The organism is Betaproteobacteria bacterium, from assembly GCA_016720855.1.
GTDB lineage: Bacteria > Pseudomonadota > Gammaproteobacteria > Burkholderiales > Usitatibacteraceae > FEB-7.
Map to the genome: position 1 here is coordinate 546,508 of JADKJU010000003.1, position 15,768 is coordinate 562,275.

A 15,768-nucleotide genomic window follows, 5' to 3' on the forward strand; every position below is an offset into this window, starting at 1 on the left:
TCGTATCACGCTGTGTTCGGCGCTGGTCGTCGAGTCTCAGGCCGGCAGAAGACGGCGCAGGACCATCGGCAGGATGCCATCGTTGAGGAAGTACTCGACTTCCGCCGGCGCATCGATCCGCACCGTGGTCTCGAACTGCACCTGGGTTCCGTCCGGCCGCGTCGCCGAAACGCTCGCTTTCTGCCGCGGTTCGATGCCGGCGCCGAGTCCGGTGATGGCAAGCGCCTCGTCGCCCGTCAGGCCCAAGGACTGCGCCGAAGCGCCGTCTTCGAACTGCAGGGGCAGGATTCCCATGCACAGCAGGTTGCTGCGGTGAATGCGCTCGTAGGATTGGGCGATGACCGCTTTCACGCCCAGCAACGCCGGGCCCTTTGCCGCCCAGTCGCACGAACTCCCCGACCCGTACTCCTTACCGGCGATCACGACCAGGGGCGCGCCTTCCCGCTGGTAGCGCAGGGCGGCGTCATAGATGCTCATCTGCTCGCCGCTGGGAACGTGGCGGGTCCAGGGACCTTCGACCCCGGGCACCATCAGGTTGCGCAGGCGCACGTTGCCGAACGTCCCGCGCATCATGACTTCGTGATTGCCGCGCCGCGATCCGAAACTGTTGAACTCGGCCGGCGGCACGGCATGGCCGACGAGATACTGCCCCGCCGGGGATTCGGCGGTGATGCCGCCCGCGGGTGAAATGTGATCGGTCGTAATCGAATCGCCGAGCAAGGCAAGGACCCTGGCCCCCGTGATGTCGGCGGGCGGTGCCGGCGTGCCGGCAAAATCGATGAAATAGGGCGGCTCGCAAACGTAGGTCGAGCTCCCGTCCCAGTCGAACAATGTGCCCGTGGGCGCGGGCATGCCCCGCCACTTCGCGTCGCCCTCGAAGATGCGGCCGTTTTCGAGATCGAACTGATCCGACGACACCGAGGAGGCGACCAGGGATTCGACTTCCTCGGCGCTCGGCCAGATGTCGCGCAAGTACACGGGCTTGCCATGCGGGCCGGTGCCGAGCGGATCCACGCTCAGGTCGCACATCACCGTTCCGATCAGCGCGTACGCGACACACAAGGGCGGCGACGCCAGGTAACTCGCCTTCACCTGGCCGTGGATGCGCCCTTCGAAGTTCCGATTGCCGGACAGCACCGCGACCACCGCGAGATCCTTGCTCCTGACCGCTTCTGCGACCTCGTTGGGCAATGGACCGGAATTGCCGATGCAGGTCGTGCATCCGTAACCCACCAGGTTGAAACCGAGCTTGTCCAGGAAGGGCGCGAGACCCGCCTTCTCTAGGTAACGGGTCACGACGCGCGATCCCGGCGCGAGCGACGTCTTCACCCAGGGCCGGGACTGCAGGCCCGCCTCGACCGCCTTGCGGGCCAGCAGCCCCGCAGCGATCATGACCGAAGGGTTCGAGGTATTGGTGCAACTGGTGATGGCCGCGATGACGATGGACCCATCGGCCACCGATGCCGCCGCGCCGCGACGATTGCCGTCCGATTCCAGCGGCACGTGGAGAACCTCTGCCTCAGTCGAACCGCCTTCGCCCACGAGCCGCGCGATGTCCCTGCGGTCCACCGCTGCCTTTGTCCCATCGAGTGTCGCGTGGAACGATGCTCGAACGCCCGACAGGGAGACACGGTCCTGGGGCCGCTTCGGCCCGGCCACGCTGGGTTCGATCTTGCCCAGATCCAGATCGAGCACCTCGTTGAAGTGCGGCTCGGGATCGGCGTCGGTCCTGAACAGGCCTTGCTCGCGCGTGTAGCGTTCGACCAGATCGACGAGCCCACCGCGGCCCGTCAGCTTCAGATAGCGCAAGGTGTTGGCGTCGACCGGGAACAGCGTCGACGTGGCGCCGAACTCCGGCGACATGTTGGACAGCGTCGCGCGATCGGCGATGCCGAGGCCGCTCAAACCCGAGCCGAAGAACTCGACGAACTTTCCAACCACGCCGTGCGCCCTCAGCATCTGGGCAAGTGTCAACACGAGGTCGGTTGCCGTCGTGCCGGCCGGAAGCGTGCCGCGGGTGCGGACCCCGACGACGACCGGCGGAGGCAGAAACATCGGCTGGCCGAGCATCGCGGCCTCCGCCTCTATACCGCCGACGCCCCAGCCGAGCACGCCAAGTCCGTTGATCATCGGCGTGTGCGAGTCGGTGCCGACCAGGGTGTCCGGGAACACCCATCCGTCGCGCGCCGCAACGACCGTCCCCAGGTGCTCGAGGTTGACCTGATGGCAGATCCCCATCCCCGGGGGCACGACTCGAAAGCCCTCGAACGCCTGCTGCGCCCAGTTGAGCAAAGCGTAGCGTTCGCGGTTGCGGCGGTATTCCCACTCCAGGTTTGCAGCGTAGGCATCGGCGCTGCCGAACCGATCGACCTGGACGGAATGATCGATGACCAGGTCTACCGGGATGAAGGGCTTGACCCGCTTGGGATCTCCGCCCGACCGCGACACCGCGCTGCGCAGCGCGGCGAGGTCCACGACTGCGGGAACTCCCGTGAAGTCCTGCATCAACACGCGCGCGGGCATGAACGCGATGGAGGCCGTAGTGCCGTGCGGCCACCTTGCGAGCGCGAGCACGTCCGCCTCGGACACGTCGCGGCTCCCGGCCCGGCGCGCGATGTTCTCGAGCAGGACCTTCACGGTGTGCGGAAGCCGGCCGACATCCGCGCCGGACCTTGCCGCCAGCCTGGTGAGACTGGTGTAGGAGGCCGCGCCCGAATCGGTCGCGAGTGTCGCCGTAGTGCCCAGAGGATCGGTGGTCACAGTTCGGCCATTGTAGCCGGTGACATCATTTTTCGGATTGTCGACGCCGCGCCATCACGGTCGGAGCAGGAAATGCCGGAACTGCACGCCGGTCGGCCGCGGTCGCCTGCTCGCGCTTGATGACTAGCGTCCCCGGAAAGCGACCGCGGAGATGATGATCACCAGCAGGACCAGCGCCACCGGCAACGCCAGCGCAAGTACCGGGTCCAGCTGCAGGTCCACGGCAGCCGTTGCCGCCCCGCCGAGGTACACGATCCAGACAGCGGCCAGCAGGGCACTGCGCGGGTAGGCGGGCCCGCTCTTGCGGCGGGTCTGGCCGATGAGGCGCGCCACCAGATTGGTGAGCGTCCCGGTGATATAGGTGGTCGCGATTCCCGCGACTTCCAGGCGCAAGACCGCCGCGCTCTGGACTCCCATGGCGAGCGCTGAGAGCACGATCAGGGCCGCGGTCGCTGCCGCGGCCGGCAACGCATCGCCGGCGAACTGCCAGCCGACGGCAAAGGCAATGAGGATGACGCACTCGAGCGAGAGGGCGAGTATCACTGCCCGCGGCCACAGGCTTGCGGAGTGATCGCGCTCCACGATCCAGGCCCCGGCAGCAGCGCCGGCGAGAAACCCGGCCAGCGCGAGGCTCGACCGGGCCACAGCGTCGCCATCGAGCTGCGCGAGCGCTATGCCGAGCAGCACTGTGTTGCCGGTCATGTTCGCCGTGAACACGCGACCCAGCCCGAGGTAGCTGAGGGCATCGATGTAGCCGGCGGCGAAGGCAAGTGCCAGCAACAGCGCACTCCTCGTTGCGATCAGGCGAGCCGGGAAATCCGAGGTTCCGCGCATTGATTGACAGTTGGTCATGAATGAACTTCGGGCCAACCCGACTCGCGCGTCCGCGGGAGGCGAGCACGAGATGCAGGCCGACGCGGACTATTGCAGCATCCGCAGCTTGCGGCTGGCAATGTAGGGATCGACCCGCGCCAGCAACCAGTATGCGGCGCGCTGCTGCAGCCGCAGCCACCAGGCCGGCCTGGACATCCGGCTCGGGCGGCTGTGTTGCAGGTCGGCTTCGAACAGTTGGCGCGCCTGCTCCGCCAATGCCGGCGCCGGGAGGCGCAGCGTCAGCTCGTAGTTGATCAGCCGGCTGCGAACGTCGAGGTTGGCCGAGCCGATGTACACCAGGTCGTCGATGACCAGCAGCTTGCCATGCATCATTTGCGGCACATACTCGAAGCACTGGATCGCGGTGCCGCGGAAGCGGCGTAGCGCGTGCACGGTGGCAAGCTGAGCCACGGGCACGTCGCTTTTCGCGGGCATCAGAATCCGCACTTCGCCACGCAGGGCCACGTCTGCCAGCGTGCGGCAAAGCTCCCGCGAAGGCAGGAAGTAGGCAGCATGCACGATCACGCGGGAAGCCGTGCGCAGGTCGGCATATAGTTGCCGGCGCAAGTCGACCGTGCGGCATCCCGGGCCCGCCAGCAGCAACGCCGGCCCGGAAGGATCGCGATTCGAAGGCGGGCGCGTACGGATGAACTCCCGCAGATCGATGGCCCCGAATCCGGCCAGCGCCCACATCCGCACGAAGCTGACGGCCAACGCGTCGACCACCGGGCCGCGCAACTCCAGCGCGAAATCGCGCCAGCCGCCGGTGATACCGTCGCCATCGTACTCGTCGGCTAGATTCAATCCGCCGACGATCGCGGCCGCGCCGTCGGTCAGCAGCAGTTTCCGATGGTTGCGGAAGCTCAGGCGCAGCAGGCGGATCGGATTGAACCAGCGCAATTGCCCGCCGTGCTGCTCAAATTCCCGCCAGTAGCCGCCGGCGACCCCATCGGAGCCGAATGCGTCGAGCAGCACCTGGACGCGCACGCCGCGCAGGCAGGCGGCGATGAGCGCGGCGCGAAATCGAGCGGCGACGGCGCCCGGCTTGCAGATATAGAATTCCAATGCGACGCTATGTCGCGCCTGCTCGATGTGCTGCAGCATGGCGTCGAGCGCGGCGGCGCCCGTGGGCAGCCACTGAAAGGCGTGGCCGGCCGCCGACACCGGCGCGAAAATCTCGCGCTGCAATTTATTCTCGATCACGGGGCTCGGCAATCCGCTCAGTACGACCTTGATGCGGCAGAGCTTGTTCTATCCGGCCGCGGCAGATGGCCCTCGTCGCGGCCATTCCATTGCCGATCCTGGCGGCGTCACCCGCGGTTGTCGCGCTTGGCCTGGTTGCGCCTCCCCTTGGTGCTGACATGGCCGCGGATCGCCTGCTGGCCTGCGACATTGGCCTGCATCGCGTATCGCGCCGAGCGGGCCCTTTCGGTGGTGGGTTGCGGCCCCGTGGTTACTCGACGGGGGGGCTTGGCAGGTGCCTTGGAGCTGGTTCTGGGCTGCCGCGTCGCGACCTTCGCGGCATCGGCACGTCGTTTCCTCGACAGGACCAGGCGGGCCTGCGCGGCGGCTTTCGTTCTGGCCGCGCGCGACTCGGCGGCTTCGAGCTGCGCCAGGCGTTTCTCGAAGCGCTGCAGCACTTCCGTGAATACCTCGGCCTTTTGCCGGGTGCGTTGATTGGCGGCACCGCTGAGGCCGGCCTTGCTTCCGGTTCGCGCGCGCGTCGCCAGCCTCTGGCGCTTGAACAGATCCCGAAACTTGTCACGCAGAGCGCGCGCCCGCTTGAGCTTGGCGCGCAGGCGCGCTGTGGTGAGTGTCTTGAGGTCGCTCGCGCGACTCGCCGCGAAGAGTGCGAATTCGCTGGCGTTGAGCAGCTTGCCGGCTTGCGCGGTGGTGTAGGCCAAAGGACTCTCCTTCGATGGTAGACGCACGACGATACATGGCCGATTGATGACCCACAAGAACTTCACCGAACTCGGGGCGAAGCTGGGCCGCTTGAAGATCGACCACATTGACATCGTGTACAACCCCGGGCATCCCGGCGTCGAAGAGCCACACTATCACGTGACTGAATGGCTGATCAGCAAGCAGAAGCAAGATGAGCTCAAGTAAGCCTCCCGCGCGATTCGCTTTGCTGATCGCCGCGGCGTTGACGATCGCGCTTTCGGCCGCGGCGCGAACAATCGAAGTTCGCGCCGTCATGTCGGACGATGGTGCGCAGGTGTTCTTCGATCCGGTTCACGTCCACATCGAGCCGGGCGATACCGTGCGCTGGGTTCAGGTCGGCGGCTACCATTCGGTGGCCGCCTACCACCCGTCGAACGGCAATCACGAACTGCGCATACCGGAAGGCGCGCTGCCTTGGGACTCTGGAATGCTGCTCGTCCAGTCGCCGATGCCGGGTTCGAGCTTCGAACACACGTTTACCGTTCCTGGGGTCTACGACTATTTCGTTCAACCTCACGAGGCGGCGGGCATGGTGGGACGCATCACCGTCGGAGATGCCGGAAGCGGCCTGGTTACACGCCCTTTCGGCTATGCGCCGGAGCGTAAATGGAGGGCCGTGCCCGAGGCGGCGCGCAAGGTCTTCGACGCCATCGGCCGAGCCGGCTCAAGATGAACTGAGGCGCGTCGCGCAAATGCAAACGCCCAACCCTTGTGGGGGTTGGGCGTTTGACTTTTAGGGCCCTGGCGATGACCTACTTTCTCACGGGCAATCCGCAATATCATCGGCGCGACGTCGTTTCACGGCCCTGTTCGGGATGGGAAGGGGTGGGGCCAACGCGCTATGGTCGCCAGGAATTCTGTGTCGTGGGCGCCGGTTCATGGGCGTCCACGCGCTTGTCTCGGGAATCGAAGGTTGGGTTGATGCATTGCCTCGGGCGCTTCGTTCGCGCACGCACAAGGCTTTCTTGCAGAGTTATAGAGTCAAGCCGCACGGGCAATTAGTACTGGTTAGCTCAAGGCGTTACCGCCCTTGCACACCCAGCCTATCAACGTCCTGGTCTCGGACGACCCTTCAGGGGGGTTAAACCCCCGGGAGATCTCATCTTCAGGCAAGTTTCCCGCTTAGATGCTTTCAGCGGTTATCTCTTCCGCATTTAGCTACCCGGCAATGCGACTGGCGTCACAACCGGTACACCAGGGATGCGTCCACTCCGGTCCTCTCGTACTAGGAGCAGCCCCCGTCAAATCTCCAACGCCCACGGCAGATAGGGACCAAACTGTCTCACGACGTTTTGAACCCAGCTCACGTACCACTTTAAATGGCGAACAGCCATACCCTTGGGACCGGCTACAGCCCCAGGATGTGATGAGCCGACATCGAGGTGCCAAACTCCCCCGTCGATATGAACTCTTGGGAGGAATCAGCCTGTTATCCCCAGAGTACCTTTTATCCGTTGAGCGATGGCCCTTCCATACAGAACCACCGGATCACTATGACCTGCTTTCGCACCTGCTCGACTTGTCAGTCTCGCAGTCAAGCCACCTTATGCCATTGCACTATGAGTACGATTTCCGACCGTACCTAGGTGACCTTCGCACTCCTCCGTTACTCTTTGGGAGGAGACCGCCCCAGTCAAACTGCCTACCATGCACGGTCCCCGACCCCGTCAAGGGGCCCAGGTTAGAACCGCAACGCCGTCAGGCTGGTATTTCAACGTCGGCTCCACCAGAACTAGCGTCCCGGCTTCAAAGCCTCCCAGCTATCCTACACAGACAACGTCACAGTCCAATGCAAAGCTACAGTAAAGGTTCATGGGGTCTTTCCGTCTAGCCGCGGGTAGATTGCATCTTCACAAACATTTCAACTTCGCTGAGTCTCAGGAGGAGACAGTGTGGCCATCGTTACGCCATTCGTGCGGGTCGGAACTTACCCGACAAGGAATTTCGCTACCTTAGGACCGTTATAGTTACGGCCGCCGTTTACCGGGGCTTCGATCAAGAGCTTGCACCCCATCACTTAACCTTCCGGCACCGGGCAGGCGTCACACCCTATACGTCGACTTCCAACGTCTTAGCAGAGTGCTGTGTTTTTGATAAACAGTCGCAGCCACCGATTCTCTGCGGCCCTCTTGGGCTTTGGGGGCGAACCCCTCCACCTACCAAAGGCACACCTTCTCCCGAAGTTACGGTGTCAATTTGCCGAGTTCCTTCTCCTGAGTTCTCTCAAGCGCCTGAGAATTTTCATCCTGCCCACCTGTGTCGGTTTGCGGTACGGTCCCGACGGGCTGAAGCTTAGTGGCTTTTCCTGGAAGCAGGGTATCTGCAGCTTCGGGGAGTAAAACTCCCCTGGTCCCGCGCCTCGGTGTTGACCCCCCGGATTTCCCTAAGAGATCCACCTACACGCTTCACCAGGACGTCCAACACCTGGTCTGCATAACCTTCTCCGTCCCCACATCGCACCCGCCGGCGGTTCCGGAATATTGACCGGATTCCCATCAGCTACGCATCTCTGCCTCACCTTAGGGGCCGACTCACCCTGCGCCGATGAACGTTGCGCAGGAAACCTTGGGCTTTCGGCGACCGGGCCTTTCACCCGGTTTATCGCTACTCATGTCAGCATTCGCACTTCCCATACCTCCAGCATGCCTCTCGACACACCTTCACAGGCGTAGGGAACGCTCCTCTACCACCGCTGCAATCCCCATAACGCACTCGAACAACCGCCGCCCAGAACTCCTGGCAGCATCAAGAACACTATGGTGGATTGCAGCGATCCGCAGCTTCGGTTATTGGCTTGAGCCCCGTTACATCTTCCGCGCAGGACGACTCGATCAGTGAGCTATTACGCTTTCTTTAAAGGGTGGCTGCTTCTAAGCCAACCTCCTGACTGTCTGTGCCTTCCCACCTCGTTTTCCACTTAGCCAATATTGGGGACCTTAGCTGGCGGTCTGGGTTGTTTCCCTCTTGTCCCCGGACGTTAGCACCCGGGGACTGTCTGCCACGCTTCTACTCTTCGGTATTCGGAGTTTGCCATGGTTTGGTAAGCCTAGTGGCGGCCCCTAGCCATAACAGTGCTCTACCCCCGAAGGTAATACGTGACGCACTACCTCAATAGTTTTCGAGGAGAACCAGCTATCTCCGGTTTTGTTTAGCCTTTCACCCCTATCCACAGCTCATCCCCGACCTTTTCAACGGGCGTGGGTTCGGCCCTCCAGTGGGTGTTACCCCACCTTCAGCCTGGCCATGGATAGATCAACCGGTTTCGGGTCTACGCCCAGCTACTGAACGCCCTGTTCAGACTCGCTTTCGCTGCGCCTCCGGCACCAAGCCTTAAGCTCGCAACTGAACGTAAGTCGCTGACCCATTATACAAAAGGTACGCCGTCACCCAGCATCAAACGCCCTCGTCCGGCCTGCAGACGCGATGCGATCCATCACTCCCCTCCTAACGGCTTTTGCTTGCCTCCCGCGCATGAAACAACTGCGCGCTCGGACAACAAAAGATCCCCGCTAGCAAGGGCGCTTGATGCTGGGCTCCGACTGTTTGTATGCATGCGGTTTCAGGTTCTATTTCACTCCCCTCCCGGGGTTCTTTTCGCCTTTCCCTCACGGTACTGGTTCACTATCGGTCGATAACGAGTATTTAGCCTTGGAGGATGGTCCCCCCATCTTCAGACAGGATTTCACGTGTCCCGCCCTACTTTGCTCGAGCTCAGTTCCACACACGGGTTTTCGCGTACGGGGCTATCACCCTCTGCGGCGGGCCTTTCCAGACCCTTTCGCTAACGCGCGTGCTAAATCTCGACGGCTGCTCCCATTTCGCTCGCCACTACTTTGGGAATCTCGGTTGATGTCTGTTCCTCCGGTTACTGAGATGTTTCAGTTCTCCGGGTTCGCTTCTCGCACCCTATGTATTCAGGTGCGGATGACCCTTGCGGGCCGGGTTTCCCCATTCGGAAATCTGCGGATCAGCGCCCATTTGCCGGCTCCCCGCAGCTTATCGCAGGCTGTCGCGTCCTTCATCGCCTGTTATCGCCAAGGCATCCACCACATGCACTTATTCGCTTGACCCTATAACTCTGCCCTCTTCGCCTTTAGAGCAAAGAATCAACAAGCTACAAGGCTTCTCTTTAAGCGCTTGTGCGCGCTCGCCGCCCTTTTAAATACGGCAAGCACGCGATGCAATACATTTACCCAGTGTCCTTGCGAAACAGCCCGCCCCAAACCCCAGGACGAACCCCTCCACAAGAACTACCTTCTTTTCCCGAATTGTTAAAGATCAGCCGGTCCCTTGCGGGACAGCAGATGCCAGCAACGGCAACCGCTTCAGTCCAACTTCCGAAGAAGCCAGAAGAGAACGAAGGCCCAAGACCTCGCTCTCTTCTGCCCTCTGTAGTGCACAGCCCACCGCCCCTGCCCCAGCACCACTTGCCGCGCAGCCGTGGTGGAGCCAACCGGGATCGAACCGGTGACCTCCTGCTTGCAAAGCAGGCGCTCTCCCAGCTGAGCTATGGCCCCCCCGATGGATCCCGTGAACCACCCCCCCGCCCAGCCTGGTTCGAAGAGTGGTGGGTCTGGATGGATTTGAACCATCGACCCCACGCTTATCAAGCGTGTGCTCTGACCAACTGAGCTACAGACCCTGCCGGGGGCAGCTACGCCAAACGATACAACCGATAGATGGTGGGCACTGCAGGATGTGCTTCTCTAGAAAGGAGGTGATCCAGCCGCACCTTCCGATACGGCTACCTTGTTACGACTTCACCCCAGTCACGAATCTCACCGTGGTCGGCGCCCCCCTTGCGGTTAGGCTACCGGCTTCTGGTGAAACCCGCTCCCATGGTGTGACGGGCGGTGTGTACAAGACCCGGGAACGTATTCACCGCGACATGCTGATCCGCGATTACTAGCGATTCCGACTTCATGCAGTCGAGTTGCAGACTGCAATCCGGACTACGACGCGCTTTCTGGGATTGGCTCCACCTCGCGGCTTGGCAACCCTCTGTACGCGCCATTGTATTACGTGTGAAGCCCTACCCATAAGGGCCATGAGGACTTGACGTCATCCCCACCTTCCTCCGGTTTGTCACCGGCAGTCTCATTAGAGTGCCCAACTAAATGTAGCAACTAATGACAAGGGTTGCGCTCGTTGCGGGACTTAACCCAACATCTCACGACACGAGCTGACGACAGCCATGCAGCACCTGTGTTCCCGTTCCCTTTCGGGCACACCCAGATCTCTCCGGGCTCCAGGACATGTCAAGGGTAGGTAAGGTTTTTCGCGTTGCATCGAATTAATCCACATAATCCACCGCTTGTGCGGGTCCCCGTCAATTCCTTTGAGTTTTAACCTTGCGGCCGTACTCCCCAGGCGGTCAACTTCACGCGTTAGCTTCGTTACTGAGAGTGTCAAACCCCCAACAACCAGTTGACATAGTTTAGGGCGTGGACTACCAGGGTATCTAATCCTGTTTGCTCCCCACGCTTTCGTGCATGAGCGTCAGTATTAGCCCAGGGACCTGCCTTCGCCATCGGTATTCCTCCTGATATCTACGCATTTCACTGCTACACCAGGAATTCTAGTCCCCTCTGCCATACTCAAGCCTTGCAGTCCCAAATGCCATTCCCAGGTTAAGCCCGGGGATTTCACATCTGGCTTACAAAACCGCCTGCGCACGCTTTACGCCCAGTAATTCCGATTAACGCTCGCACCCTACGTATTACCGCGGCTGCTGGCACGTAGTTAGCCGGTGCTTATTCTTCCGGTACCGTCAGTAGCAGTGGATATTCACCCGTACCGTTTCGCTCCGGACAAAAGAGCTTTACAACCCGAAGGCCTTCTTCACTCACGCGGAATGGCTGGATCAGGGTTGCCCCCATTGTCCAAAATTCCCCACTGCTGCCTCCCGTAGGAGTCTGGGCCGTGTCTCAGTCCCAGTGTGGCTGATCATCCTCTCAGACCAGCTACCGATCATCGCCTTGGTAAGCCTTTACCTCACCAACAAGCTAATCGGACATCGGCCAACCCAATCGCGCAAGGCCTTGCGGTCCCCTGCTTTCCTCTCTCGAGCGTATGCGGTATTAATCCGGCTTTCGCCGGGCTATCCCCCCACGACATGGACATGTTCCGATGCATTACTCACCCGTTCGCCGCTCGCCGCCAGGTTGCCCCGCGCTGCCGCTCGACTTGCATGTGTAAAGCATTCCGCCAGCGTTCAATCTGAGCCAGGATCAAACTCTTCAGTTCAATCCAATCAAAACTCACAAAGAATCACATGGATTCCAAGTGAGTACTGCAAGATGCTTCATTTCCGATCACCACCCACAATGCAGTGGCTCTCGGTGCGCACCCACAGCACCCACCTCTATCGGCTGTAACTTGTTAAAGAGCGTTTCGCCGGCGTCTCCCCCGAACTGGGGAAGGGGCGAAAAGACTGCGATTATAGCGTGTTTCCACGTCCGGTCAAGCATCCCCGACCGTGCGGATCAGGGTGCCGCGCGAAGGCAGACCCGGGCGAACTTGCGCTTTCCGACCTGGACCACGTACGTCGCCCCCACCGGCAACCGCAAGGCCTTGTCGGTGACCTTTTCCCCATTCACTTTCACCCCCCCCTGCTCGATCATCCGCAACGCCTCGGAAGTGCTGGAACAAACCCCCGACGACTTGAGCACCTGGCCGATGCCCCCCCCCTCTGCGGGCACCTCGATCACCTGTTCCGGAAGGTCCTGTGGAACCTCGCCATGGCGGAACCGCGCCTCGAAGTCCTCCAGGGCTCGCCTCGCCGCCGCCTGGTCGTGAAAGCGGGCGATGATCTCCTGCGCGAACCGCACCTTGATGTCGCGCGGATTGGCCCCCTCCACGACGGATCGCCTCCACCCCGCGATCGTGGCGAGCGACTCGAACGAAAGCAATTCGACGTAACGCCACATCAGGTCGTCGGAGATGCTCATGAGCTTGCCGAACATCTCTTCAGCGGGATCATGGATGCCGACGTAATTGCCTAGCGACTTCGACATCTTGTTGACCCCGTCGAGCCCCTCCAGGAGCGGCATTGTGAGGATCACCTGCGGCTCCTGCCCGTAGTGCTTCTGCAGCTCGCGCCCCACCAGCAGGTTGAACTTCTGGTCCGTCCCGCCAAGCTCCATGTCCGCCTTCATCGCCACCGAGTCGTAGCCCTGCATGAGCGGGTAGAGGAACTCATGGATGGAGATCGGGCGTTGCTCGGCGTACCGCTTCGAAAAATCGTCCCGCTCCAGCATGCGCGCCACGGTCGAGGTGGCCGCCAGCCTGATCATCCCCGACGCCCCGAGCTGGTTGCACCAGGTGGAGTTGAGCAGGATCTCGGTCTTCCCGGCATCGAGAACCTTGAATACCTGCGCCTTGTACGTCTCGGCGTTCTCCGCGATCTGCTCGGGCGTGAGCGGCGGCCGGGTCGCGTTTCGCCCGCTCGGGTCGCCGATCATTCCGGTGAAGTCCCCGATGAGGAACATCACGTGGTGGCCCAGCTCCTGGAGCTGGCGCATCTTGTTCAGCACCACGGTGTGGCCCAGGTGGAGATCCGGGGCCGTCGGATCGAACCCCGCCTTGATGCGAAGCGGCTTCCCCTTGGCAAGCTTGCGAACGAGATCGTCCTCGACAATCAGCTCGTGGGTGCCGCGCCGGATTATCTCGAGATCCGCTTGTTGACTCATTGATTTGATTCCATTTTTTGCCTGACTGCGGAATATTTCTGCTATTCTGCGGCCTTCGGATCCCGCACCGTTGATGAGCATCGAAAGGGTCGCCATTCTAGCTCAGCGCCTTGTCAAGCTCCTGCCTGCCCGGCAGTTGGCGTTCGGAGCGCTCCTGCTCGGCTTGCCGGCAATCGGGGTCGTCACGGCATTTGGAATCGCACCCGGCTCCTTCGCAGACACACTGGAGCGCACGGCGATCACCGCCGCGGTTCCCATACCGGAACTGGTGCCGCACGAATTGCCTGCGGTTCAGCGGTTCGCCAGCCAGGAGCGCGTCCTTCGCGGCGATACCGTGGCCGGCCTGATCGCCCGCCTTGGCATTGCCGACGACGCCGCCCTCGCCTTCCTGCGCACCGACCCCGTGGGCCGCCAGATCTTTCGGCAACTCATCCCAGGCCGGATCATGCAGGCGGAAACGGACGAATCCGGCGGGCTTGTCTCGCTGCGATACTTCGTCGGGCCGGCCAACGTCCTCGAGGTGGCGCGCGGTCCCGATGGCTATTCGGCACGCATGCGCGCCGCCGCCGCTTTGCCCCGTGCCTTTTACAAATCGGCCACCATCAAGTCCTCCCTGTTCGCCGCCACCGATGCCGCGGGCATTCCCGACGCCATCGCCATGCAACTCGCGCGAGTCTTTGCGACCGACATCGATTTCCACGTCGATATCCGCAGCGGCGACCGCTTCTCGGTCATCTACGAAATGGCCTACGAGGGCGGAGAGCTCGTGGCGCCCGGTCGGATCCTGGCGGCCGAATTCGTGAACCAGGGCCGGACGTACACCGCGGTCCTGTTCCACGACGAGGAGGACAACGACGCCTACTACGAGCTGGACGGGGCGAGTCGCGCCAAGGCTTTCCTTCGCTCCCCTGTCGAGTTCTCCCGGGTGAGCTCCGGATTCGGCAGGCGGTTCCATCCGATCTTCAACAACTGGCGGGCCCATACAGGTACGGATTTCGCCGCCCCGAAGGGAACCCGAGTGCTTTCGGTGGCCGACGGACAAGTCGTGTTCGCAGGTTGGCGCAACGGCTATGGCAACACCCTCGAGGTGCGGCACGGCGGCAGCATTTCGACGCTTTATGCCCATCTGTCCGGATTCTCCCCGGGGATGCGGGCGGGAGCACGCGTGAGGCAAGGCGACCCGATCGCGTTCGTAGGCGCAACCGGCTGGGCGACGGGTCCGCACCTGCATTACGAGTTCAAGATGTCCGGGATCCAGCAGGACCCGATGAAGGTCGCGCTTCCGAAGGCGACGCCTGTCCCGGCACGGCTGAAGGCGCGGTTCGATGCCGAGGCGGCCGACGCGGGCGCGCGGATCGCCATGATTCGCGCGACAACATCGCTCCGATTCGAATAGCGTGCGCAGCCTGGCCATCGGCGTCATGTCGGGGACCAGCCTCGACGGAGCCGACGCGATCCTCGCCGACTTTTCGACCTGCCCTCCGCGCAGCGTCGCCACATCGTTCGTTCCGTTCCCCGCGGACCTGAAGGGCCGGCTGCTCGCCCTGAGCGCCCCGGGAGGCGATGGCCTCGACACTGCGGGTGCCTGCACCCGTCAACTCGCGGAGATCTACGCGGAAGCCGTCGCGCGGCTGCTGGCCGACGCCGGTGTTCCTGCATCCGCTGTCGAAGTGATCGGCTGTCACGGACAGACCGTCCGGCACCGCCCGGATCTCGGCTACACGATCCAGTTGAACGACGCGGCCCGCCTGGCCGAGCGGTCGGGCATCGATGTGGTGGCAGACTTCCGGCGCCGGGATATCGCTGCAGGCGGGCAGGGCGCCCCCCTTGTCCCCGTGTTCCACCATGCTGTCTTCCGAAGCGAGGATCGCCACCGCGTCATCGTGAACATCGGCGGCATCGGCAACATCACCTCCCTGCGACCGGATCATGCGATCTCTGGATTCGACTGCGGACCGGGAAACGTCCTGATGGACGGATGGACGAAACGGCACCGGGGCGAGGAGTACGACAAGGACGGCCGCTGGGCTTCCGAGGGCAAGGTGGATCCTGAACTTCTCCATCGCTTCCTGGAAGAACCCTTCCTTGCGAAAAGACCGCCCAAGAGCACTGGACGGGAGCTGTTCAACGAGGTGTGGCTGACAGACCGCCTTGATGGTCGGTGTGCGCCCGCGGACGTGCAGGCGACGCTGCTCGATTTCACCGCGATGACCATCGTTGACGCGATGGACCGGTTCTGCGGAAAGCCCGATGAGATCTATCTTTGTGGAGGCGGCGCGCGCAATCGCCGGCTCGCGGCGCGAATCGGTGCGCTCGCCCTGCCCCGGCCGGTGCGCCCCACGGACGATCTGGGCGTGCCCACGGGGCACGTGGAGGCCATGGCCTTCGCGTGGCTGGCCACGAAGTGCGCCCGGCGCGAGGAGATCGACCTCACCAGCATCACCGGCGCCGCACACCCGTGCATCCTGGGCGCTCTCTACCCCGCCTGAAAAGTCGA

At 62.5% G+C, this 15,768-nt stretch carries 9 protein-coding genes, 2 tRNA genes and 3 rRNA genes; 4 read left to right on the forward strand and 10 right to left on the reverse strand.

From position 1 onward, the window contains the following. Window positions 1–36 precede the first annotated feature (36 nt). The 4 genes from acnA to IPP91_16210 all read right to left on the reverse strand — a co-directional run bounded on the left by acnA (window position 37) and on the right by IPP91_16210 (window position 5,537). Window positions 37–2,760 (reverse strand): aconitate hydratase AcnA, encoded by a 2,724-nt coding sequence (gene acnA, locus IPP91_16195; protein MBL0143601.1) that lies wholly within the window; start codon window positions 2,758–2,760, stop codon window positions 37–39. A gap of 123 nt (window positions 2,761–2,883) precedes the next feature. Beyond that, complete coding sequence (locus IPP91_16200; protein ID MBL0143602.1) at window positions 2,884–3,540, reverse strand: DUF1275 domain-containing protein; 657 nt, start codon at window positions 3,538–3,540, stop codon at window positions 2,884–2,886. Window positions 3,541–3,681: 141 nt separating this feature from the next. Next, window positions 3,682–4,836 carry a hypothetical protein gene (locus IPP91_16205; protein MBL0143603.1) on the reverse strand — a complete coding sequence of 385 codons (1,155 nt, stop codon included), beginning with the start codon at window positions 4,834–4,836 and terminating at the stop codon, window positions 3,682–3,684. A 107-nt stretch (window positions 4,837–4,943) separates the two neighbouring features. Further along, window positions 4,944–5,537 carry a hypothetical protein gene (locus IPP91_16210; protein ID MBL0143604.1) on the reverse strand — a complete coding sequence of 198 codons (594 nt, stop codon included), beginning with the start codon at window positions 5,535–5,537 and terminating at the stop codon, window positions 4,944–4,946. Window positions 5,538–5,583: 46 nt separating this feature from the next. Here IPP91_16210 and IPP91_16215 point away from each other — a divergent pair, with 46 nt between their 5' ends. Both IPP91_16215 and IPP91_16220 read left to right on the forward strand, forming a co-directional pair. Continuing rightward, window positions 5,584–5,745 carry a hypothetical protein gene (locus IPP91_16215; GenBank protein ID MBL0143605.1) on the forward strand — a complete coding sequence of 54 codons (162 nt, stop codon included), beginning with the start codon at window positions 5,584–5,586 and terminating at the stop codon, window positions 5,743–5,745. 88 nt (window positions 5,746–5,833) lie between these two features. Further along, window positions 5,834–6,253, forward strand: a complete 420-nt coding sequence (locus IPP91_16220) for a hypothetical protein (protein MBL0143606.1) — start codon at window positions 5,834–5,836, stop codon at window positions 6,251–6,253. Between the two features lie 66 nt (window positions 6,254–6,319). Here IPP91_16220 and rrf read toward each other — a convergent pair. The 6 genes from rrf to IPP91_16250 form a co-directional block, all read right to left on the reverse strand. Further along, a 5S ribosomal RNA gene (rrf, locus tag IPP91_16225) occupies window positions 6,320–6,433 on the reverse strand. 124 nt (window positions 6,434–6,557) lie between these two features. Then, window positions 6,558–9,650, reverse strand: a 23S ribosomal RNA gene (locus tag IPP91_16230). Between the two features lie 371 nt (window positions 9,651–10,021). Further along, a tRNA-Ala gene (locus IPP91_16235) sits at window positions 10,022–10,097 on the reverse strand. 48 nt (window positions 10,098–10,145) lie between these two features. Beyond that, window positions 10,146–10,222, reverse strand: a tRNA-Ile gene (locus tag IPP91_16240). 68 nt (window positions 10,223–10,290) lie between these two features. Next, a 16S ribosomal RNA gene (locus IPP91_16245) occupies window positions 10,291–11,826 on the reverse strand. The 16S, 23S and 5S rRNA genes sit together here with 2 tRNA genes alongside, the layout of an rRNA operon. 239 nt (window positions 11,827–12,065) lie before the next feature. Further along, window positions 12,066–13,271 (reverse strand): tyrosine--tRNA ligase, encoded by a 1,206-nt coding sequence (locus IPP91_16250; protein ID MBL0143607.1) that lies wholly within the window; start codon window positions 13,269–13,271, stop codon window positions 12,066–12,068. Between the two features lie 73 nt (window positions 13,272–13,344). On the opposite strand from IPP91_16250, the gene IPP91_16255 reads away from it, so the two are divergent. Both IPP91_16255 and IPP91_16260 read left to right on the forward strand, forming a co-directional pair. Further along, window positions 13,345–14,667, forward strand: a complete 1,323-nt coding sequence (locus IPP91_16255) for a M23 family metallopeptidase (GenBank protein ID MBL0143608.1) — start codon at window positions 13,345–13,347, stop codon at window positions 14,665–14,667. 25 nt (window positions 14,668–14,692) lie between these two features. Then, window positions 14,693–15,760, forward strand: coding sequence for an anhydro-N-acetylmuramic acid kinase (locus tag IPP91_16260; protein ID MBL0143609.1), 1,068 nt, complete (start codon window positions 14,693–14,695; stop codon window positions 15,758–15,760). The last annotated feature ends 8 nt before the right edge of the window (window positions 15,761–15,768 follow it).

Excerpts from the sequence above, each read along its gene's own strand:
- IPP91_16250 (MBL0143607.1), bottom strand. The coding sequence starts at position 13,271 with ATGAGTCAACAAGCGGATCTCGAGATAATCCGGCGCGGCACCCACGAG.
- IPP91_16215 (MBL0143605.1), top strand. The coding sequence starts at position 5,584 with ATGACCCACAAGAACTTCACCGAACTCGGGGCGAAGCTGGGCCGCTTG.
- IPP91_16260 (MBL0143609.1), top strand. The coding sequence starts at position 14,693 with ATGTCGGGGACCAGCCTCGACGGAGCCGACGCGATCCTCGCCGACTTT.
- IPP91_16255 (MBL0143608.1), top strand. The coding sequence starts at position 13,345 with ATGAGCATCGAAAGGGTCGCCATTCTAGCTCAGCGCCTTGTCAAGCTC.
- IPP91_16220 (MBL0143606.1), top strand. The coding sequence starts at position 5,834 with ATGTCGGACGATGGTGCGCAGGTGTTCTTCGATCCGGTTCACGTCCAC.